Source organism: Gilvimarinus algae, assembly GCF_030518215.1.
Taxonomy (GTDB): Bacteria; Pseudomonadota; Gammaproteobacteria; order Pseudomonadales; family Cellvibrionaceae; genus Gilvimarinus; species Gilvimarinus algae.
In genome coordinates this window covers 47,584-69,590 of the sequence record NZ_JAULRT010000027.1, presented here as the reverse complement: position 1 = coordinate 69,590, position 22,007 = coordinate 47,584, and the positions used below count along the sequence as shown (strand labels likewise).

Sequence of the window (22,007 nt, the reverse complement as noted above, 5' to 3'; positions counted from 1 at the left end):
ATGAAATTTCATATATATTGTTCTGAGGGTGGGCGCAATGGATCCGGTAACCTTTTACAAATGCCTGGCGGACGACACCCGTCTGCACTGCGTTCTGTTGGTGGAACAGACGGGCGAGCTGTGTGTCTGCGAGCTGGTGGCGGCCATTGGTGAGAGCCAGCCCAAGGTATCCAGGCATCTGGCGCAACTGCGAGAGTGCGGATTGCTACAGGGCCGGCGCCGCGGGCAGTGGGTGTACTACCGTTTGAACCCGCATCTGCCCGTGTGGGCGATTGCGGTTTTGGCCCAGACCTCCGCCGGCAATCAGGCCTATTTGTCTGAGGCCATGGCCCGGCTGGGGCGCACGGCAGAAGACAGAGCGCTCTGCTGCGATTAGGGATGTTGGTTTTCGACGGGTTTTTGCGCCCAGGTATATATGAAATTTCAGATATGGTGAGTGAATGCTTAAACTCTTGTTTGTCTGTACCCACAACGCCTGTCGCAGTGTGCTGGCGGAAGTGACGGCCAACCGTCTCGGTGAGGGACGTATTGAGGCGGCCAGCGCGGGCAGCGCCCCGGCCGGGCGTGTGCACCCTTTGACGCTGGCGTATTTGCAAGCTCAGGGGGTTGCCACTGATGGCCTAAAAAGCCAGGGCATGGATGAGTTTGAAGATTTTTCTCCCGATCTGGTGATTACGGTGTGCGACCGCGCTGCCGGCGAAGCTTGCCCACTGTGGCTGGGAAACACCGCAAAGGCGCACTGGGGGCTGCCGGACCCCTCGCACAGCGACGCCAGCTTTGGGGCTGTGGTGGAGGTGCTGGAGCGGCGCATTCGCGCGCTGCTTAACGCCGGCGCCGAGCAGCTGTCGGGTGAAGCTCTGCAGGCGCTGGCCAACAGCGTGGCGGACCAGGAGCCCTACCGTGGCTGATCTACCCAACCTCAATCCCGAAGCGCTACCGGCGATTGATAGCGCAGCACTCGGCAATCCGGTTGCCCGCACGGCGCGCATTCTTTTGTTGTATGGCTCTCTGCGGCCGAGGTCTTTTAGCCGCCTGGCGGTGGAGGAGGCCCAGCGAATACTCGAGCGCTTGGGGGCTGATACCCGGGTGTTCAATCCCTCCGGTTTACCGCTGCCCGATGACGCCGAGGCGGATCATCCCAAGGTGGTGGAGTTGCGTGAGCTGGCAAGCTGGTGCGACGGTATGGTCTGGTGCTCACCGGAGCGTCACGGCGCCATGACCGGCATTATGAAAGCGCAAATTGACTGGATACCGCTCAGCCTCGGCGCGGTGCGGCCGACCCAGGGCAAAACCCTGGCCGTCATGCAGGTCTGTGGTGGCTCCCAGTCTTTTAACGTGGTCAATCAACTGCGGGTGCTGGGCCGCTGGATGCGTATGCTCACCACCCCCAATCAGTCGTCGGTACCCAAGGCTTTCCTGGAGTTCGATGAGGCGGGGCGAATGAAGCCCTCGGCTTATTACAACCGCATTGTGGATGTGATGGAGGAGCTGATGAAATTTACGGTGCTGGTTCAGGGACGTGAGGACTATTTGGTCGACCGCTACTCCGAGCGGGTGGAAAGCGCGGCTGAGTTGAGCCGGCGCGTCAATCAAACATCGATTTAACACAGGGGGCTTTATGGGGGCTTTTGAGCGATTGTTATCCGTCTGGGTTGGTGCGGCCATCCTCATCGGGGTTTTGCTCGGCAGTGTGTTCCCCGAGCTGTTTACCCTGGTGGCCGGGCTTGAGTGGGCGCGGGTTAACCTGCCGGTGGCGGTGCTTATCTGGCTGATGATCTACCCAATGATGGTGCAGGTGGACTTTTCCTCCATGGCCGAGGTGGGACGCAACCCCCGGGGTTTGTTGCTGACTCTGGTGATCAACTGGTTGATCAAGCCTTTCACCATGGCTGCCCTGGGGGTGTTGTTTTTCAAATACGTGTTTGCCGGCTGGGTGGAGCCCGAAACTGCTGAATCATACATCGCGGGCATGATTCTGCTGGGTGTGGCGCCCTGTACGGCCATGGTGTTTGTCTGGAGCCAGCTGACCCGAGGTGATGCCAATTACACCCTGGTGCAGGTGTCCATTAATGATGTGATTATGATTTTTGCGTTTGCGCCCATCGCCGGGTTGTTGCTGGGCGTAACCGACATTGTCGTACCCTGGCAAACCCTGCTGGCGGCCACGCTCTTGTACGTGGTTCTGCCGTTGGTGGCTGGCGTGTTGACCCGGTATCTGGTGTTTCACGGTAATCGAACTGCGCTCGGGCGCTTTCTGGCAGGCTGCAAACCTTTTTCCATACTCGGTTTGCTGGCCACGGTGATCTTGCTCTTTGGCTTTCAGGCGGAGCGCATTCTGGCCCAGCCGCTGGCGATTGTCCTGATTGCCATACCGCTGTTGTTGCAGACCTACGGTATTTTTGCCTTCAGCTATTTTCTCGCCCTTCGTCTCAGGCTGCGCCATCAGGTCGCAGCGCCGGCCTGCATGATCGCCACATCCAACTTTTTTGAGCTGGCAGTGGCAGTGGCCATTTCATTGTTTGGCCTGCACTCGGGCGCCGCCTTGGCGACGGTGGTCGGTGTTCTGGTGGAAGTGCCGGTGATGTTGTCCCTGGTGGCGTTTGCGAACCGGACCCGGCATTGGTTCACAAATTAACCAAAAAGAGCGGCTGATGATCAGCCGCTCTTGACGCTTTACGCCTCTACAAGTCTTCACAAAACCGTCTTGTTAGTAACCGCATACGGCTGCTGCCAACGATTGCGAGTCCAATATTCTTCAAAAGTTCCGCTGAAATAAAACCTTCATAAAGCTGTCACGCAAACTTCATAAATCTCATCAACCATAGGCGCCACATGAGCACTGAGCTCGAATTGGGCCGGCATTTTTTGTGTTGCGCCTTTTCAGTCAGCCATGGACTGAGCACATCGAGTGCTGCGAATTACCGGCCACAGGTGGGACCTGTGGCTACTGTTTTTTTCTGCAAGCTATCCATTTTGGGAGAGTTGGAACTTATGAAGATCAAGACCCTGATTAGCGTAAACGCCCTGGCTGCAATGCTGGTTGCCTGTGGTGGCGGTGACATCGAACTGAACCCGTCCAACACTGTGATTGATTCAAACAACACCACCAATAACACCACCAACAACAACGGTGGCGGTGGCAACAGTGGTGATGACAACCCTTGCGCGACTTACACTGAAAACGGCCAGACCCGTCAGGGTAACTTCAGCGATGGCAACTGTACTTACGGCGCCTCTTTCGTAAGCGACACCAACCCGCTGACCGTTGATCTGGACATTCCCGCGCTGGAAAACGGCGGTATTCACATCTTCGAAAACAGCCTGTGGGTGGGTGAAGATGTTGACTCTGCGGACGCTGCTTCCGGCGTTCAAATTCCGCAAGAAGGTGAAGGTCCGGTTCTGAACATTGAAGCCGGTTCTTTGATTGCTTTCTCTACCTCCAACGACTATGTACGTATCGCTCGCGGTTCTGCCATTAACGCTGAAGGCACTGCCGAGGCTCCAATCATCTTCTCTGCGGTAGCGGATTTGCGTGACGGCGCTGGCACTGAGTCTGATCGCGGCCTTTGGGGCGGTGTACAGATCAACGGTAACGGTATTACCAACAAGTGTACCGATGAGCAGCGTCAAGCCACCGGTAACAATGTTCACAGCTGCCACATCACTGCCGAAGGTCGTCCGGCCACTTACGGTGGTAACAACAACGCCGAGAGCAGCGGTATCCTGCGCTACGTTGTCATCAAGCACGCCGGCTTTGAAGTAGTTGACGGTTCTGAGTTGAACGGCCTGACTCTGAACGCCGTTGGCTCTGGCACTACCATTGAATATGTACAGACTTACACCACTCAGGACGATGGCTTCGAAATGTTCGGTGGCGCGGTTGACCTGAAAAACATCGTTGCCGTTAACGTGGGCGATGACTCTATCGATTACTCTGAAGGCTGGGTCGGTAACATTCAGTTCGCGCTGGTGACTCACACCTCTGGTTCAAACCGCTGTGTTGAAGCCGATAACACGGGTGAAGGTCGCGCCGATGATCTGGCCCCCTTTACCAAAGGTCGTATCTCTAACATGACCTGCATCACCTCAAACGTTGATGAAGGCCAGGGCGATGACCCGAGCTCAAAAGGTGACTCCGAAGGTCCTTTGTTCCGCGAAGGTGCGTTCTTCGAAATGTACAACTCTATCGTAACCGCCAACACTGCGGACATGAGCTCTAACGAGTGCTTCGAGCTGGACGACTCTGAAGGTCCGGAAACCATCGCTGCGGCGGTTGGTGGCTGGTCTGTTGCCAAGAGCAACGTAATTGCCTGTACTGAAGCGACCAAAGCGGGTGTTGATCCGGCCAATGGTGCTTTCGACATCAACGCGTGGCTGGCCTCAGGTGAAAACACCAACAATGTGATCCTGGACGAGAACACCACTGGTGCTCTGCCAGCGGTTGTGATCGAAGGTCTGGACAGCAACCCGCGCGCTTACATCACTGCTGCCAGCATGACCGACGGCAACGGTGGCGCGATCAATGTGCCTGTCTACGACGTGACCATGCTGGAAAACACCTTTGACGCTGCAGCGGCTCCTGCTCTGGGCGACTCTGGTACCAGCAACTTCTTTGAAGCTGTTGACTTCATCGGTGCCGTTAGTGCCGATAACGACTGGGTTGCCGGTTGGACTGTAGGCCTGGATAACTAATCCACCTGCGCCAGCTGTATTGCAAGGCGCCTTTCGGGGCGCCTTTTGCGATAGACCCCGAGCTCTGCCGAGCTCACACGTCACCCGCAAACTCAGTGTTTGGCTTACCGGGTGATAACAACCCAGACCGTTTGGAAAACCGCCTTTAAAAGGTTTCTAAAATGCGCACAATGACTACCAAGCGAAGCCAGCTATCTCTGGCGATTATCGCGGCGTCTGCGGCAATGTTCAGCGGCCAGAGCGCCGTTGCCCAGTCCGACGATGACGATGCGGGTTTAAGTTCTCCGCCATCCATCCAGGCCCCGGTAATTGAAGAGGTACTAACCATTGGTCGCCTGCAAAGCGCGTCCGATTCTATTGTTGACGAGCGCCTGGAACAGGCTTTTGCCGCTGATGTTCTTGGCTTCGACCAGATTTCCCGTGCCGGGGACGCCGATGTGGCCTCGGCGCTTAGTCGTGTTACCGGCCTTACCGTCGTGGACGATCAGTATGTGTACGTCCGCTCGCTCGGTGAACGCTATTCCAGCACCCAGTTAAACGGTGCCGCCGTTCCTTCGCCGGAGCTGACGCGCAACGTTTTGCCGCTGGATTTGTTTCCCTCTTCCATCGTTAAAACCCTGAAAGTGCAGAAGGCTTTCTCGCCCGACCTGCCGGCCACTTTTGGTGGCGGTAACGTCAATATCCGCACCAAGGGTATTCCCGATGATGTGGTATTTGATGTCTCTATTGGCACCGGTTGGGATACGGCCAATGAAGACGACGGCATTTTCTACGCCGGTGGCGACATCGATAATGGTGTGCCCGACGCCTTGAGCCGTGCGATTACCCTGTATCAGGGTAATATCACCACCAACGAAATTGCCCAGTCCATGGTGGGCCAGGGGCAGTCTGTCTCTCCCGAGGTGCGCGCACAAGCGCAGCAAATCAACCGCGACTTGATGCTCAGTCTCAATCGCGATGTGGAGATCACGCCTCAGTCACTGGATCCGGATTACGGCGGCAAGTTGTCGCTGGGTAATTCCTGGTACCTGGGAGATGATTGGCGTGTAGGGGCGCTTGCGAACCTGTCTTACGACCACGAATGGCGCAACAAGAACCAGGAGAAAAAAGGTATCGGTAACCCCGACACCGTGAACTCCGACGTTCAACGGACCTTTGAAGAAGTGCGTCAGTTGGCCGCCATCAATGCGGGTGTCAGCTTTCAGGAGAGGCACACCATTGAGGCCAGTGGCTTTTACATCACCAATGTGGAAGACCAGGCGTCTATCTCCAAGGGCTTCGATGCCAACAATACCCAAGCCGACGGCAGCCAGGTGCTGGATTACAAAACGCGCTATGAAGAGCGCCGCCTCACCGTGGGGCAGCTCACCGGTGATCACGCCTTTGATTTGCGCTTCGGCGATGTCATGGATGAGGTGAATGTCGACTGGTATTACTCCGACTCCACCGCTGAGACGGCGATTCCTAACGAGGTCAATATCCAGGCCTCGAACCGACTTAACCCGCAAACCGGTGAGCTGATTACAACGCGCTTGCTTTCGACCACCAACATGACGACCTTCGGCTTTTTGCAACTGGAAGACAGTGTCAGAAGCTATGGTTGGGACGTGGAGCTGCCGCTGAACTTTGGCGACAACCTGCTGACCTTTACCGGTGGTTACGACTACAGCGATAAGGCTCGCGCCTATTACGGCTACACGGCGGCAATCAACGCGCCGGGTGTGTCTGGCGATGTGCTGACCGGCACGCCGGGTGTGGTCTTGTCCGATGAGAATCTTGCCAGCCTGGACAACAACTTTGATCTGACTATGGACCCCGGCCTGGGCAAAGAGAGTTACATTGCCGCCCAGATGACCGATGCCGCCTACGGTATGTTCGATCTGAACATTGATTACGTGTGGCGTATCACCGGTGGTGTGCGTTACGAGGATTTCCGCCAGGCCGTATTGCCTGTGGATTTGCTCGACTACACCGGCGAGTCGATTGAAGATCTGAACGAGGAGCTCAGCAAAGAAGATCAGAACTACGCTATTAAAGACGACGGCTGGTACCCCTCCTTGGCCGTTACCTTTATGAACCAGGGCTTTATGGGCGCAGATGACTTCCAGGTGCGTGCTTCGGTTGCACAGACCGTGGTGCGCCCGGACCTTCGTGAAGTCTCGGACGTTCAGTACCTGGACCCGGAGCTGGATGTTCGAGTGGTGGGTAACCCCAACTTGGATTACTCCGAGCTGGATCACTTTGATCTGCGCACCGAGTGGTTCTACGCCGGCGGCGATAACTTCACCATCTCGCTGTTCTACAAAGATATTGCCAACCCGATCGAGCAGGCCCGCCAGCCCGGTTCGGACGACGATATCCTGCTGACCTACTACAACGCTGTGTCCGGTGAAATCTACGGCCTGGAGTTTGAAGGTTTGAAAGACATAGGCGCTGGCTTTTTCGTATCCGGTAACCTGACCTTGAGTGACTCAGAGATTGTCTCTCCCGATGGCCAGGGCTTTACCAACATTAAGCGCCGCATGACCGGTCAATCGGAGTATGTGATGAACGCCCAGCTGGGCTTTGATTCACCCGATGGTATGCACACCGCATCGCTGCTGTACAACGTGTTCGGCGATCGCGTTTACTACGCCTCGGTGCTCAATGGCCACGACGACGCTTACGAGCAGCCCTACCACTCGCTGGATTTGGTCTATACCTTCTATCCGACCGAGACTCTGAGCATGAAGCTGAAGTTCAGCAACATTCTCGGCCAGGACCGCGAGTTTGAGCAGGTCAACTCTGCCGGCGAGGCCGTTACTATCCTCAAGCAGGAGCAGGGCACAGGAATCGGGTTGGACTTGAAGTACTCCTTCTAAAGCCAGCCTCACGTGCCAAAGGCAACACCATAACGCCATGGATGGCGAACAGCCGCTGCCTGTCAGCGGCTTTTTTTTGCCCGCACTGCGCTGCCCTGGCGCACACCACTTAGATTTTTTTGTTATAGATGCCTGCAAAACGCTCAAAAAATGTGCGTCGCGCCCCCTTTTCGACCGATTTTTTTCGCTATACAGGTAAAAAAATCGGGATTTTTTCGAAAAAACACCGAAAAAAGACAAACCTGTAATAATAATTTCACATTGATATGGTTAGGCCGGTGATATTCTTTATAACAACAGCGCTATTTAAGCCTATTTGAATATCGCTAATCTGATGTCGGGGATTCACCCCAGTAGAGAGAGGATTTGAGCATGAAATCACGTCTAACCAATAAAGTGCTCGGTTCACTGGCGATTCTGGCAGTGGTACTGCCTTTTTCCAGCAGTGCGAGCTCCATGTATCAACCCGCCCAGTTCGGCAATGCGGTTGATCAAGTCAGCCAAAAAGTGGTTCTCCCTGAAACCATGGCCACCGATAAAAGAACTATAGCGGTTTATTGCCAGGCTGACATCGCCGTCAGCGGTGTTGCCAGCAATGTCAGCTGCTTTGACAAAGCCGCTTACGATGATCTGCAGGGTCAAACCCAGCGGGCCATTGAGGGCTTGGCCTTTTCCCCGGCCAAGGTGGACGGTGAAGCTGTTCCGGTGCGCATGACCTTCCGCGTGGTTTACTCGCGCAACGATTCGCAGCCCAATGTGGTGATGTTGCCCAATCTCGGCACCTTGCAGCGCGAACACGGCGTTCACTATATCGCACCGCAAGAGCGTCTCGACCAGGCCGATTGGTACAGTGCCTACAGTGCCAGCGGCAATGGCAAACCTTTCTTCAATGAAGGTCGCCTTGCGCGCATTGTCGGTGATGTCAGTGCCGACGGCGAAGTGGAAAGCGTGCGCACCGTAGAGGCCAGTGGCCGCGCCCGCCGCGATGCCAAAGTGATCGAAACCGCCTTGAAAAAATCCCGCTTCATTCCGGGTTTTGTCGGCGAAAACGCGGTGGATATGCACTACATCGCGGTGGTCAACTACCCCGAAAACGACTGACGGATCGGTACTGCCAGAGACCCTGGCTCCTGTCGTGAAGCCGCCCATTGGGCGGCTTTTTTATTTTGTCTTAGGGTGACTCAACACCTGGTCTGGTTGGCAATACCTTGCCTTTGTGCCGCAAGCGCAACAGCTGTTGCTTCAGTGACAGGGCGGGTTTTTCAATGTAGTTCCATGAAAGCCAGGCCAGAATGGCAGTAACTATAGTTGCGAAAAGGGTGTTGGTATAGGGGGATGCATCGGGCAGAAGACTCGCTACCACTTGCTGGGTGGGCCAAGCATAAATGTAGACGCCGTAAGAAATATCCCCCATGGTTCTGTCCAAGTCAATGTGCTTGGCGGCGTAGGCCGCGTAGAAAATCAGGTAGACAAAGCATGCGGGAAATACAAACTTGTACCAGTCTTCGCCAAAAGAAAAGAAGCACAAGCCCAGGCATGCCAGTGCCAGCTTCCAGTGCAAGACAATATATTGCCGGTGAATATAGAAAGCCACGCCTACCAGAAAATACAGGGCCGGTCTGGCCCAGCGCTCGTTGAAGCCGATTAAGGGGATGTCGCTGTAAAAACCCACTGAAAACAACAGCAGCGCCAGCAGGAAAATGCTGGCTATTGGCTGGTACTTGAGCAGCGCGAAGAGCCCGACGATCATCAGTAGCAAGTAACAGCGTACCTCTACGGTTAACGTCCACAGTGAGCCGTTGATAGAGTCGCGGGTATTCTCGGTAAATACACCAGGCAAGTCCCATTGCATGCGCATAACTGCCAGAGCGTTGCTGAGGTAGTCGTAGGTTTTATCATGGCTGAAGTACTCGCTAGCCGAAAGATTGGTTGCCAGAGGGCCGAGCAGAAATACGCACCCGAATACGCAGACCGCCAGCCCCGGAAAAATACGCAGTGCGCGTGAAATTGCGTAATCAATGGCGCCGCGTTTGAGCAGGCTGGCTGTTACGAGAAAGCCACTGATGGCAAAAAAGCCCTCCACGGCGATAGCGCCAATCCAGGTCGAGTTCTGAAATAGGGATCTGAGAGGGTCTGTATATCCCTCGGCACCCTGAATGGGGAAACTGTGTCCGTAGAGTACGGCCCAGGCAAGAACAAGCCGGATGAGCGTAAAGTTATTGTTTCGGTCGCCATCAAAATCGATAAGGCACTGCGCGGAGGGTGGGGGCAAGGACATTGCACTTCTTTCGTATAGGGTTGTTGTTGCCGGCTATTGTATATCAGCCGCTTTTCTCAGGCTTTATCACGGGCACTGGGCTCAGCTACCGCCGAGCACTATGGTGCGTTTTTCACGGGCGCTGTGTTCGGCGATTTCAATCAGGCCGATGGTAACCAGCGCCTGATCGGCCAAGACTTTCAGGGGCTGTCCAGCACTCAAGTGGCGGTAGATGTTGTCGTAGAAGTCTTGGTAGCGGCCGTCGACGGTGGGGTAAGCACTCCGCCCTTGCTCGCTGTGTAATAAGCCCCACTGGTGGGGTTGTTCACGGCACCAGTGGTCGGTGTCGGGGATGGCGCCGGCGGCGAGCAGAGACTCCTGAATATCGCCCTCGGCTTTTAAATAGGAGGCTTTGTCGCCGTGCAATAGGTAGGCGGGACCGGGTTCACGCGCGAGCATGCTGGCGCTCAGCAGGCATTTGTGGCGCGGATAATCCAGCCGCAGCTGGAAGTAGTCGCACACCTGGCCGTGCTCCCTTTCGCAGCGTAAATCGGCGGTGACGGCCAGGGGCAGGCCGAACAACATGGCCGCCTCGTCCAGCAGGTGAGAGCCCAGGTCGTAGAGCAGCCCTGCGCCCGGGTTGGGGTCTTCTTTCCATTTTTTGGGCCCCGGTTCGGGGCGATAGCGATCAATGTGGGTGGCGAAGGTATTGAGCTGGCCCAGCTCGCCGCGCTCCAGCAGCTGGCGAACGGTCAGGTGCCCCGATTGCAGCCGCCGGTTGTGGTAGACCGACAACATAAGCTGCCGCTGCTCGGCCAGCTCGATCAGTGCCTTGCCTTCATCCACCGATACGGTGAAGGGTTTTTCCACAATAACGTGCTTACCCGCTTCAAGGGCGGCGCGCGCCATGGGGTAATGCAGGGTGTTGGGCGTATTGACCACAACGACATCAATGGCCGGATCCTCAAGCAGTGCCGCAAAGTCTCTAACGATCTTGGCATTAGGGTAGCGCTCGCGCGCGAGCGACTGGCTGCGCTCGAGAATACTGTGCAGCACCAGGCCCGGGTGCTGCTCAATAAAAGGTGCGTGGAAAATCCGGCCGGACATGCCGTAGGAGGCCAGGGCCAGGTTGAATCGTGTGCTCATGTGTTGCCCTGCGCTCTCGTATTTGTGGTTGTCAGAAAAGATGCACGTCATGGTGCATGAACCGCTGGATGGACGCAAATAGTGTGAACAGACCCAAGCAACTAGGATTTTTAGAGCCGGCTGTTATATCGCTAGTAGAAATTACTATTTTTCCCCTGTGACAACTTCCGGTATCCTCGCCGCCTTATTATCAACAAGTGGGTCTGAATATCATGGAATGGCAGGGGTTATTATCGCTGGGCCTGGCTGTGGGCGCGCTCGCCGTGCTGATTTTTACGCGCATAGCGGCTCACCTGGTGATGATGGGCGTCCTGGTCATTCTCAGTGTCTCCGGTGTATTGGAGGTGAATGAAGCCTTTGCCGGGTTCAGCAATCACGGCGTACTGACCGTGGCGGCCATGTTTGTGGTGGCGGCGGGTATTCACGGCTCCGGTGGCGTGGATTTGTTGGTGACCCATGTACTGGGTAACCCTCGTTCTACCCGCCTGGCGCAGATGCGCATTGCCTTTCCTGTGGCACTGTTAAGCGCCTTCCTGAATAACACACCTGTGGTCGCCACCATGATTCCGGCGGTGCGCTCTTGGGCGAAGCGTATTGATGTCGCGCCGTCGAAGTTGATGATTCCGCTCAGTTACGCCGCGATTCTTGGTGGCACTCTGACCCTGATTGGCACCAGTACCAATCTGGTGGTCAACGGCCAGTATCAAGAACTCACCGGCAATACGGGTTTTTCGCTGTTCTCCATTACCGTCGTGGGCTTGCCCGTGGTGGTGGTGGGTATGCTGTTTATGTACTTTGTGTTTCCCAAGAGCCTGCCGGACCGGCGCGAGAAAGGCCTGTTTGGTAACCTGCGCGAGTTTACGCTTGAGGTCGCTGTGGCCTCGGATGGTCCGCTCGTGGGGCGCACGGTAGAAGAAGCGGGCCTTCGTAATCTCAAGCGCATTTATCTGGTGGAGATTGAGCGCCAGGGCGCTATTGTGCCAGCGGTGAGCTCGGAGGAACTGTTGCAGGCGGGCGACCGCCTGGTGTTTGCCGGCAATACCGAGGCCATTTCCGACCTGCTGCGCATTAAAGGCATCGTGCCCTCGACCGATGGCGAGCTGACGCTGGCCAGTGAGCGGCGCGAGCGGCGCCTGGTGGAAGCTGTGATCTCGCCCCACAGCCACTGTATTAACCAAACCGTGCGCGACTCGCACTTTCGCGAGCGCTACGGCGCCGCGGTGCTGGCTGTAGCACGCAATGGTGAGCGGGTACCGGGAAATCTCGGCACCACCAAGCTCAAGCCCGGCGACACTCTGTTACTGGAAGCGCGTCCCGCGTTTGTCAGTCGGCAAAAGTACAACAAGGACTTTTTGCTCGTCAGCGACCTGGGCACAGAGCCTCCGCGCCATCAGCGGGCCTATCTCTCCTGGATGATTCTGGTCGCTATTGTGCTGTCGGCGGCGCTGGGTCTGCTGTCCATGCTTAATGCGGCCCTGCTGGGGGCGGCCGCCATGATGGTTACCGGCTGCTGCTCGGCCCAACAGGCGCAAAAAAGCCTCGACCCGACAGTGCTGCTGACCATCGCCGCGTCTTTTGCCCTGGGCAACGCCATGTACAAAACCGGTGTGGCTCAATGGTTGGCCGAGGGGTTGTTGACCATCGGTATGGGGCACCCGCTGCTGATTCTGGTGCTGACCTATCTGGCGGTATGGATGCTGACTGAATCCATCACCAACAATGCCGCTGCAATTTTGATGGTGCCGGTGGTGCTGGAGATGACGCAAAAGGCGAGTCTGAACCCAGAGCCTTTTATGCTGGTGGTGATGATGGCGGCCTCAGCCAGTTTCAGCACACCGCTTGGCTATCAGACCAACCTCATGGTCTATGGGCCCGGGGGCTATCGCTTTACCGACTTTATTAAGGCGGGCTTGCCCATGAGCCTTTTGGTGGGGGTAACCACTGTGACGGTGTTGGCCGTTGGCTGGCCGCTGGCACTCTAAACCCCGATGGATGTCACCAAAACGGCGCCCTAGGCGCCGTTTTGGTTTGGGGTGGCACCCGCCGGGTGCCTGGGTCAAACCGCGATCGAGTCGTAGACCACGACCTTTTCCCACAGGTGGGAGCATTCATCCACAAACTTTTTGTGAATGGGGTGCACCTGATAGGCGTTTTGCCCCTCGACATCATCAAACATCAGCAGCTCAGACACCTGATAGGAGTTATCCACCACCTCGCGCTTTTCGGTGGAGGCGGGCACGCCAATACTGATCTCGCGCACTGTGGGAATGGCGGCCAGGGTTTTCAGCCCGGCAATCAACGCGTCCCGGTCAGTGTCGGAGTCCGGGTTTTTCAGCCAGAAATACACATTGTGCAGTAAGGGGGGCATGGTTTTCTTGCTCTGGGCGGCGCCGGCGCCTCCGGCGAAGGCGACGGCGCCAACGGTTGCGGCGCCTGCGAGAAATTGTCGACGTGAGGTGTCACTCATGACGGCTCTCCATAGTGAGTTATCAGAGAGGCCAGTCTACTATCAAACCCAACCGCTTTTGACAGCGCAAACACGGCTTAACCCTTCTTGACGCTTGACGATCATGAGCGGAACCTCAGCGCCCGTGAGTTCAACAGGCGATTGTTGTCAGGCGTGCCATAATACGCAAAACAATAAGGCTAATACCCGCAAGGAGCGTCTATGACAGAATACGAAATCGTCTACCTGACCAGTGAATACGTGAACCGAACCTGGGAGGTCATGCAGTTCTGGGCCAGTGTGTCTTTTGGCATCATCGCCCTGTCGCACCTGGGGGCGCGCTATCTCAACTTGGTGATGACCCTTATCGTCAGCTTGTTGTACATTGGTTTTACCCTGTTTGTCGTCAATATTCTCAGGGTTAATGGAGAAGTGGTTTCGGGTTTCTTGCTTGATTTACAGTCCAAGACAGCTTCGGCTGGGCTGAGTGAAGGGGCGCAAGCGATTGTCGATACCGCGCCAAATAACCTGCAGATGGCGGCCATTGTTGTAACCTTTATTGGTTTTTTTCTCGGCAGCCTCTTCTTTTTGTGGTTTAGCTATATCAGAGCTCGCAAAATTCGCTAGCAGGCTGTGCTATATTCCAGAGAATCTCACCTTCAGGGAACCTTTGTATGGCAAGGGTGGCTTCTTGGTTTCTGTTTCTGTGTGTATTTTTTTGTGCAACTCTCTGGGCGCAGGCAACGGAAACACCAGAGCCTCCGGGTGAGGAAGATCCCGATGGCTTGTCGCTGATTGAGCCGGCGCCCCTCAATTTGTGGGGCATCGAGATCGCCACCTTTCGTGCGCCCTATCGGCATTTCTCTCCCGTCAGCCGCGTCGCCAATACCCAGGAGCGGGTGCGGGCTATTGCGGTGGCGCCGCACTATCGCATTGAGTTTGTGCCCGTCATCGAAGAGCAGTATCGCGGCGGCTGGGTGATGGTGAACGACGAGCGAATTATCGGGCTCTTGACGGTTGATGCGCCCATGGGTGTTGGCCTGGAGGCCTATGCTGAGCAGGTGATGGACAACCTGCGCCAGTGGCTTGAGCGCCGCGACGCCCAGGCCCGACCGAAGGTGCTGCTGTTTGGCCTGCTCTATTCGGCGCTGGCGACGGCGTGCTTTGTGTTGTTGGTGTTTTTGCTCCAGCGCGGCCGGCAGCGGCTGCTCAGCTGGTTGGAGGCCCACCACAACCCCAAGCTTGCGGGCGGCTTGATTCAGGTGGGCGGCATCCAGTTGATGCCCTATGTGATGATGCTCTTGACGGGGATTGCCAGGCTGCTGTTGTTCGGCATTATCGCCCTGTTCAGTTATCTGTGGCTGACCTATGTGCTGCGTCAGTTTCCCTTTACCAAGGGCTTTGGTCATCGCCTGACAGACTATATTGTCGGTATTGCCTCCGACATTGGCCTGGCGATTTTGCACTCCATTCCCGACTTGGTGATGGTGGTGTTGATTTTCTGGATGGCCTCCGGGGTCAGTGAGATCGTGCGCAATCTGTTTTTGCGCATCGAGCGCGGGCGCCTGCGCTCCCCCCTGTTTGACCCGGAAACCGCCAAAGCGACCCGACGTATTATTGTCGTGCTGGTGTGGCTCTTCTCGATTGTGGTGGCCTACCCCTATATACCCGGCTCAGACACCGAGGCCTTCAAGGGTGTGAGTGTGTTTATCGGTTTGATTGTTTCGCTGGGCTCGGCCGGGATTGTCAGCCAGGTGCTCGGCGGCCTCATTGTCGTTTACAGCCGGGCGTTTCAGCCGGGCGAGTATGTGCGCATCGGCGAGTACGAGGGCACAGTGACCACCGTGGGAGTCTTGTCCACCAAGATCAAAACCATCAAAAAAGAAGAAATCACCATTCCCAACGCCGTGCTGCTCAACGCCACCAGTACCAACTATACTCGCCTGAGCAAGCCCGACGGGGTGATCGTCTCCACTTCGGTCACCATTGGTTACGACACGCCTTGGCCCCAGGTGCATCACCTGCTGTTGAGCGCGGCGGCAAAAACCGAGGGGGTGCGGGAAACCCCTGAGCCCCAGGTGCGGCAAACCGCCCTGAGCGATTGGTATGTGGAGTATCGCCTGTTGGTGCACATCGACGACCCCGAGGCGCAGGTGGCGGTGTTGTCCGAGCTGCATCAACACATTCAGGATGAGTTTGCCGGTGCCGATTTGCAGATTATGTCGCCACACTTTATGGCCCAACCCGACAAGCCGCTGGTTCCCATGGCCTGGACCCCGCCGGCGGCAAAGGAATGATCTACCCCGAATAAAGGTGGCACTGTGATCTGGGTCGCTGCCTGTGGCTGACTTTTTCTGGGTATCTGCTACGCTTAGAGCATCTTCGAATTATGTCCAGATGTATCTAAACGAGGATTGATCAATGCATAATAATTTTAAAAGAGTTTCACTGGTTGCGGCCATGGCGTCCCTGTCGGGACTGTCTTACGGTGCGTCTTTTCAACTGCTTGAGCAAAGCCCGGCCCAGCTGGGTAAGGCCTTTGCGGGCACGGCCTCGGACGTCACCGATGCCACCACGGTCTTTTTTAACCCGGCGGGCATGAGTAAGCTTGAGGGGCTGAGCCTCACAGGTGGGCTGAACGTGGTGGCCACCGATGCCACCTTTACCGACAACGGTTCCACTTACCCTGGCACCGACGGCTCCACGGAGGAGTACGGTTATATTCCCAACCTCTATGCGGTGATCCCCCTGTCCGGCGGTTTTGCGGTGGGTGTGGGGATCAACGCGCCTTTCGGCCTGGCGAGCCGGTTTGATGAGGACTGGGTGGGTCGCTACTCTGCCACCGACAGTGAGCTTGAGGTGGTGAACTTTAATGTCACTACCTCCTGGGCGATCAGCGATGCCTTCGCTATTGGCCTGGGCGTGAACTACCAGACCATTGAGGCCACTTTGGAAAATCAGGTGGACTCAAGCCTTGGCCTGGCGCCGAATACGGCGACCGACAGCAGTGCGAAGATCAAAGGCGACGACGATGATTTTCTGCTCGACGCCAGTGTCTTGTTCACCCCCTCGGAGAACACCAGCATAGGTTTGCTCTGGCGTCAGGGCGGTGACTACAAGCTCGAGGGTGACGCGAGTTTTGAGTACAACGCCGCTTGCGCACCGGGCGCCGGTTATCCCACAGGCGCACCACCTGCTCCCACCACCGGGACCCTTTGCGCCGGCGCATTGAGCATGCTTGAGGGAGACATTGAAGCGGAGGTGGAGCTCCCCGATACCCTGACCTTGAGCATCAGTCAGCGGCTTTCGCCTTCTTTTGCCCTTCACGCGGATATCTCCCAAACCAATTGGAGCAGCATCCAAGCCATTGGCGTGGTCAAATCCGACAACGGCGCGCCGGTGGACGAGCTCGATCTGCGCTACGATGACACCATGCGCTACGCACTCGGCGCCACTCTAGGCGCGCCCGGTGAGTTTAATTGGCGCTTCGGCGTGGCACTTGATGAGACACCGCAGGATAATCCCGAGCACGTCAGTGCGCGCATTCCCGACGCCGACCGTACCTGGCTGGCTGCCGGCTTTCACTGGCCCCTGTCTCAAACCCTGTCTCTGGATGTCAGCTACGCCCATCTGATGGTGGACGATGCCGAGCTGCTCGAAACCGAAACCACCCCGGTGGGGACTCAGGCGACCCTGGCAGGTGAGTTTGACAGCTCAGTGGATATTCTGGGTGTGCAGCTCAACTGGCGGTTCTGATAAGCGAGCCCGCGGGAGGCGGCTGGTAAAGCTGCCTCCTGTTTTCTCACAAAAGTTTCTTCTCCCAAAACTCGGCCCGGCCTGCGCTCGGGTCGAGCTCATAACCTCTAAAGCCAAATTTTTGATAGGCTCCGGCGGCGACGGCATTGCCGCTCAATACTTCGAGCGTCAGCTTGCAGCAGCCGCGTTCGCGGGCAATTGCTTCTATCGCGCTCAGCAGGGCTTGACCAACGCCCTGGCCGCGATGCTCCCTAAGCACCGCCAGATCATGGATGTTGATGAGCGGTTTACCGGAAAAGGTGGAGAATCCTTCAAATCCGTTGAGCAATCCGATGGCTTGGTTATTGCGGTAGGCGAGCAGGCTTATGCCGCCGTGATTGGCCAGCCCGGCGACCAGGTGAGCGCGGGCAAAGTCCGTCAGCGGTTTCCCGCCACCCATAGGGTCGCGCGCATAGGCGTCCAGCAGTGCAAGAATGTCGTGGCTGTGTTGAGGGTTGCCGTAGTCGGCACTAAGAATTTTAATCACCGTTTGTACTGCGTCACTTTTTCGATTTCAAACAGCGCATCGGTCAGAGAATCCATTCTGTCGGTCAGTAGTGCGGCCGCATCATAGAGCGCGCGATTGTAAAAGTAGGGGCCAATTTCCTCGCTGAAAAAATCCAGTAAAAACTGTGCGTCAAAACTGCCGATATCTCGGTCGAGTTCCTCGCGAAAATACCACTGGATTTTTTGTGTCAGTATGTCTTTCTCTTCTTTGGAAAATTTCATGTCAGGGCTTTTCCCTAAGGTCGTTTAGATAACGGCGGGCTTCGGCCATAATCCTTGGTGACAGCAGCAGCGCCGAAACCATGGTCGGTATGGCCATAGCGGCGTACATACCGATCAGGAAATTAAAAATGGCGGTGACCGAGCCGATGCTACCGAGCACAATCAGCAGGCAGTAGAGCCAGATGTAGTGATGTTGGCGCTCGGCGCCGATCATAAAACCAAGGCATTTGGCACCGTAGTACCAGAACGTCATGATGGTGCTGAGGCTCAGGAAAAACACCATAACGGTGAGCAGCACTGACCCGAGGCTGCCGTAGGTTGAAGCAAAAGCAGTGGCCGTCAAGGCGACGCCGTCCGCTTCGCTGCTTTGCCAGACGCCAGTCATTAAGATCACCAGTGCGGTACAGGTGCAGACCACAAGGGTATCGATTACCGGACCGCACATTGCCACCAGGCCCTCGCGCACCGGAGCGTTGGTCTTGGCGGCGCCGTGGGCCATGGACTCTGTGCCTATGCCAGCCTCATTGGAGAAGGCGCCGCGGCTTACGCCTACCTGAATCACCTTGCCCAGCGCGCCGCCGGCGATTGCCTGACCGGTAAACGCATCGTTGAAGATCAGGGCGAAAGCGGTGGGAATCTCGCCGATGTGGGTGAGCAAGACGCCCGCGGTCATGAACAGGTAACCCAGCACCATGGCGGGCACCAGCTTGGCGGTTACCTTGCCGATTCGCGGTAAGTTGCCGCTGATGACACAGAAAACCAGAGCGGCACTAATCAGGCCCACGCTCACATCAAACGCGAAGTGGGCCTCCTGAGTAGCCAGCCCTAAGGGGTAGGCCAGAGAGGTCCGCAGCATGGCCACCAGCTGATTAATCTGAAAAATCGGTTGGGTGCCGCACAGGCCGGCGAAGGCGAAGAAAAAGGCGAGCCACAGCCATTTTTTACCCAGGCCTTCGCGAATCACGTACATGGGGCCGCCCTGCAGCTGGCCGAGCGAATCCTGGCCGCGATACATGACCGCGGCGGTGGCGGTAAAAAATTTGGTGGCGATGCCGACAATGGCCGTCAGCCACATCCAGAAGACGGCGCCGGGACCACCCGCCGCTATTGCCAGAGCCACGCCGGCGATATTGCCGAGCCCAAGGGTGCCGGACAGCGCTGTGGAGAGCGCCTGGAAATGACTCAGGGTACCTTGATCGGTGGGGTTGTCGTAGCGGCCGGTGAGGATGCTTAGCCCGTGGCGAAAATGGCGGTAGGGCAAGCCGCGGCTGTAGACAAGAAAAAACAGGCCGCCGCCGACCAACAGCAGAATCAGCGGCAGGCCCCACATAAAGGCGACAAATTGTTCGGTCAGTGCTTCCACGTTCTGAGGGCCCCCGTCGTTTTAGCTCAGGGTAGCATGTGCAGGCTTGGGCGTCAGAGGCGGCGCCCTTTGGCGCAGCGAGCCGGGGCGCGGTGCACCCCGGAGGTGGTGATCAGGCCGGATCGTCCCCGCCGGCCATGTTCAGTTCTTTGAGCTTGCGGGTCAGGGTGTTGCGACCCCAGCCGAGTAGGTTGGCCGCGTCCCGCTTGCGCCCGGCGGTGTACTTGAGCGCGGTTTCAATGAGAGCGCGCTCAAAGGTGGGCACGGCCTCGCTCAGCAACTGATGATGGCCGCGGGCGAGTGCCTGATCGGCCCAGTGGCGCAGTGCCTTTTCCCAGTCATCGGCGGGGGCGTTGCCCTCTTTGTTGTCCATCAGTTCGGGCGGCAGGTCTTCGGTGTGCACTTCGCGCCCTGAGGCCATCACGGTGATCCAGCGGCAAGTGTTTTCCAACTGGCGCACATTGCCGGGCCAGGGCAGGCTGCAGAGAAAGTCCTCGGTCTCCGACAGCAAAATTTTGGTGTCCACGTTGAGTTCGCCCGCGGCTTTTTGCAAAAAGAACTGCGCCAGCTTGGGTATGTCCTCGCGGCGGTTGGCGAGCTTGGGGATGTGGATGCGAATCACGTTCAGGCGGTGGAACAGGTCTTCGCGAAAGCGGTTGTCGGTGACCAGGTTTTCCAGGTCTTGGTGGGTGGCGGCAATGATGCGCACGTCCACCTTCACCGGGGTGTGGCCGCCCACGCGGTAGAACTCGCCGTCGGCCAGTACCCGCAGCAATCGGGTTTGCGTTTCGGCCGGCATATCGCCAATTTCATCCAGAAACAGCGTGCCGCCATTGGCTTGCTCAAAGCGGCCCTGGCGCTGGGTGGCGGCGCCGGTGAAGGCGCCCTTTTCGTGACCGAACAGCTCGGATTCCATCAAGTCCTTGGGAATGGCGGCCATGTTCAGGGCAATAAACGGCTCATTGCGCCGCGGGCTATGGCGGTGCAGGGCGCGGGCGACCAGCTCTTTACCGGTACCGGATTCGCCGTTGATCAGTACGGTGATGTTTGATTGTGACAGCCTGCCAATGGCTCGGAAAACTTCCTGCATGGCCGGCGCTTCGCCAATGATCTCGGTGTCGATCTCGACGGTGTTGGTGTGCACCCGCTCGCTTTTTTGCTCCTCTGCGTGGGCCAGTGCGCGCTGCATAACCGCGACGGCCTCGTCCACATCAAAGGGCTTGGGCAGGTATTCAAAAGCGCCGCCCTGATAGGCTGCCACGGCGCTGTCCAGATCCGAGTGGGCGGTCATGATGATCACCGGCACTTCGGGGTGGTTGGTGTGCAGCGTGGACAACAGGCCCAGGCCGTCGACGCCCGGCATGCGAATGTCACTGACAATAGCGTCTGGCACTTCGCGTGACAGCTGGTGCAGCGCCGCATCGCCAGTGTCGAAGGTGCGGGTATCGATGCCGGCGCCCTGCAGCGCCTTCTCCAATACCCAGCGGATTGAGCGGTCGTCATCAATAATCCATACGCGATTAGACTTCTGCATGGCGATTTCTCACAGGTGTAGGGTTAGTCGAAGTGGGTTCCATGGGAAGAAACAGCCCAAAGCGCGTTTCTCCCGGTTCACTGTGGCACTCGATCAGGCCGTTGTGCTGGTGAATCAAGTGCTGTGAAATAGTCAGCCCCAGGCCCGTGCCCTCGGCGCGGCCGGAAATCATGGGGTAGAAAATTTGTTTGATCATGTCCTCGGGTATGCCCGGACCGTTGTCGATGACCTCCATGTGCACCACCAGCGGGTGGTGCTGGCGGCCAATGGTGTATTGGCGTCGCACCCGAGTGCGCAGGGTCAGCGTCGGGTTGGGGGTGCCCTGCTCGGTCATGGCCTGCATGGCGTTGCGGGCAATATTCAGCAGTGACTGAATGAGCTGCTCCTTGTCGCCGTGAATGTCGGGAATGCTCGGGTCGTAATCGCGCACGATACGCACGCCATCGTCGCTCTCGGCGCGGATCATGGTGGCCACACGCTCGAGCACCTCGTGAATGTTCACGCTGCCCATTTCCGGTAACTGGTTCGGGCCGAGCATGCGATCGACCAGGTTGCGCAGCCGGTCGGCCTCATCGATGATGATGCCTGTGTACTCTTGCAGGTCGTTGTTGGGTAGCTCGCGGGCCAGCAACTGGGCCGCGCCGCGAATACCGCCCAACGGGTTTTTGATCTCGTGGGCCATGCCCCGAATCAATACCCGCGTTGTCTCCTGAGAGGAGGTGAGCATTTCCTCGCGGGAAATGCGCAAAAGGCGATCTATCGGCAGGATTTCAATGACCAGGCCGTCGTTGTCGGTGAAAGGGGTGACCGTGTAGTCCACGGTGATTTGCTCGCCGTTGAGCAGCTGCCATTCGGCGTGGCGCTTGGTGTAGTGATTGGCGTTGTTGGCCGCGTGCAGCAGTTCACCCGGAGTTTCCGCGGACTCGTGGAAAAAGTGGGTAATGGGCTCCCCCTGACAGCGTTCATTACTGATAGAGAGCAATGCCTCGGCCGCTGGGTTCATGTGGCACAGCTGCAGGTGGCTGTCCAGCAAAATGATGGCCGTGCTCAGGCTGTCCAGCAGAGGCTTGTGAATGTCTCGGGGTGTCACAGGCGTTCAATACTCCAAGGGGCCGCTGTGCGGTGGTTTATGAAGGTGCACTATGCAATAAGCAAACCAACGCAAAAAGGCGCGAAAAATGGGC

At 57.1% G+C, this 22,007-nt stretch carries 19 protein-coding genes; 11 read left to right on the top strand and 8 right to left on the bottom strand.

All coding sequences use genetic code 11. The features are described from left to right. Positions 1-37: 37 nt before the first annotated feature. From QWI16_RS00655 to QWI16_RS00625, 7 genes are all read left to right on the top strand, one after another. Positions 38-376, top strand: coding sequence for a metalloregulator ArsR/SmtB family transcription factor (locus tag QWI16_RS00655; RefSeq protein ID WP_302710782.1), 339 nt, complete (start codon positions 38-40; stop codon positions 374-376). A 64-nt stretch (positions 377-440) separates the two neighbouring features. Beyond that, complete coding sequence (locus tag QWI16_RS00650) at positions 441-908, top strand: arsenate reductase ArsC (protein ID WP_302710781.1); 468 nt, start codon at positions 441-443, stop codon at positions 906-908. Beyond that, on the top strand, positions 901-1,605 hold the full coding sequence (gene arsH, locus QWI16_RS00645) for an arsenical resistance protein ArsH (protein WP_302710780.1): 705 nt from the start codon (positions 901-903) through the stop codon (positions 1,603-1,605). Before QWI16_RS00650 ends, arsH begins: the two co-directional genes overlap by 8 nt. A gap of 13 nt (positions 1,606-1,618) precedes the next feature. Further along, positions 1,619-2,635 (top strand): ACR3 family arsenite efflux transporter, encoded by a 1,017-nt coding sequence (arsB, locus tag QWI16_RS00640; RefSeq protein WP_302710779.1) that lies wholly within the window; start codon positions 1,619-1,621, stop codon positions 2,633-2,635. A 356-nt stretch (positions 2,636-2,991) separates the two neighbouring features. Then, a complete protein-coding gene (locus tag QWI16_RS00635) occupies positions 2,992-4,692 on the top strand; it encodes a beta-helix domain-containing protein (protein WP_302710778.1) in 1,701 nt (566 codons plus the stop codon). 161 nt (positions 4,693-4,853) lie between these two features. After that, positions 4,854-7,553, top strand: coding sequence for a TonB-dependent receptor domain-containing protein (locus QWI16_RS00630; RefSeq protein ID WP_302710777.1), 2,700 nt, complete (start codon positions 4,854-4,856; stop codon positions 7,551-7,553). A gap of 372 nt (positions 7,554-7,925) precedes the next feature. Continuing rightward, complete coding sequence (locus QWI16_RS00625) at positions 7,926-8,654, top strand: energy transducer TonB (protein WP_302710776.1); 729 nt, start codon at positions 7,926-7,928, stop codon at positions 8,652-8,654. Between the two features lie 70 nt (positions 8,655-8,724). Here QWI16_RS00625 and QWI16_RS00620 read toward each other — a convergent pair whose 3' ends face one another. After that, complete coding sequence (locus QWI16_RS00620) at positions 8,725-9,831, bottom strand: acyltransferase family protein (protein WP_302710775.1); 1,107 nt, start codon at positions 9,829-9,831, stop codon at positions 8,725-8,727. A gap of 81 nt (positions 9,832-9,912) precedes the next feature. Then, complete coding sequence (locus QWI16_RS00615) at positions 9,913-10,956, bottom strand: Gfo/Idh/MocA family oxidoreductase (protein WP_302710774.1); 1,044 nt, start codon at positions 10,954-10,956, stop codon at positions 9,913-9,915. Positions 10,957-11,168: 212 nt separating this feature from the next. On the opposite strand from QWI16_RS00615, the gene QWI16_RS00610 reads away from it, so the two are divergent. Further along, on the top strand, positions 11,169-12,938 hold the full coding sequence (locus QWI16_RS00610; RefSeq protein WP_302710773.1) for an SLC13 family permease: 1,770 nt from the start codon (positions 11,169-11,171) through the stop codon (positions 12,936-12,938). 74 nt (positions 12,939-13,012) lie between these two features. Here the strand turns inward: QWI16_RS00610 and QWI16_RS00605 are convergent, their stop codons facing one another. After that, positions 13,013-13,423 (bottom strand): Dabb family protein, encoded by a 411-nt coding sequence (locus tag QWI16_RS00605; RefSeq protein WP_302710772.1) that lies wholly within the window; start codon positions 13,421-13,423, stop codon positions 13,013-13,015. A gap of 201 nt (positions 13,424-13,624) precedes the next feature. Between QWI16_RS00605 and QWI16_RS00600 the strand changes: the two genes are divergently transcribed. From QWI16_RS00600 to QWI16_RS00590, 3 genes are all read left to right on the top strand, one after another. Next, on the top strand, positions 13,625-14,029 hold the full coding sequence (locus tag QWI16_RS00600; RefSeq protein ID WP_302710771.1) for a hypothetical protein: 405 nt from the start codon (positions 13,625-13,627) through the stop codon (positions 14,027-14,029). Positions 14,030-14,076: 47 nt separating this feature from the next. Further along, positions 14,077-15,699, top strand: a complete 1,623-nt coding sequence (locus QWI16_RS00595; RefSeq protein WP_302710770.1) for a mechanosensitive ion channel family protein — start codon at positions 14,077-14,079, stop codon at positions 15,697-15,699. 124 nt (positions 15,700-15,823) lie between these two features. Beyond that, complete coding sequence (locus QWI16_RS00590; RefSeq protein ID WP_302710769.1) at positions 15,824-17,158, top strand: OmpP1/FadL family transporter; 1,335 nt, start codon at positions 15,824-15,826, stop codon at positions 17,156-17,158. Positions 17,159-17,204: 46 nt separating this feature from the next. Here the strand turns inward: QWI16_RS00590 and QWI16_RS00585 are convergent, their stop codons facing one another. From QWI16_RS00585 to glnL, 5 genes are all read right to left on the bottom strand, one after another. Beyond that, complete coding sequence (locus tag QWI16_RS00585; RefSeq protein WP_302710768.1) at positions 17,205-17,684, bottom strand: GNAT family N-acetyltransferase; 480 nt, start codon at positions 17,682-17,684, stop codon at positions 17,205-17,207. Continuing rightward, the gene (locus QWI16_RS00580) at positions 17,681-17,926 is read right to left on the bottom strand and encodes a DUF2164 domain-containing protein (protein ID WP_302710767.1); all 246 of its coding nucleotides are present in this window, start codon (positions 17,924-17,926) and stop codon (positions 17,681-17,683) included. Before QWI16_RS00580 ends, QWI16_RS00585 begins: the two co-directional genes overlap by 4 nt. Before the next feature lies 1 nt (position 17,927). Next, a complete protein-coding gene (locus QWI16_RS00575; protein WP_502552979.1) occupies positions 17,928-19,289 on the bottom strand; it encodes an alanine/glycine:cation symporter family protein in 1,362 nt (453 codons plus the stop codon). Positions 19,290-19,401: 112 nt separating this feature from the next. Next, positions 19,402-20,823, bottom strand: coding sequence for a nitrogen regulation protein NR(I) (glnG, locus tag QWI16_RS00570; RefSeq protein ID WP_302710766.1), 1,422 nt, complete (start codon positions 20,821-20,823; stop codon positions 19,402-19,404). Continuing rightward, positions 20,810-21,913 carry a nitrogen regulation protein NR(II) gene (gene glnL, locus QWI16_RS00565; RefSeq protein WP_302710765.1) on the bottom strand — a complete coding sequence of 368 codons (1,104 nt, stop codon included), beginning with the start codon at positions 21,911-21,913 and terminating at the stop codon, positions 20,810-20,812. Before glnL ends, glnG begins: the two co-directional genes overlap by 14 nt. Between the last annotated feature and the right edge of the window lie 94 nt (positions 21,914-22,007).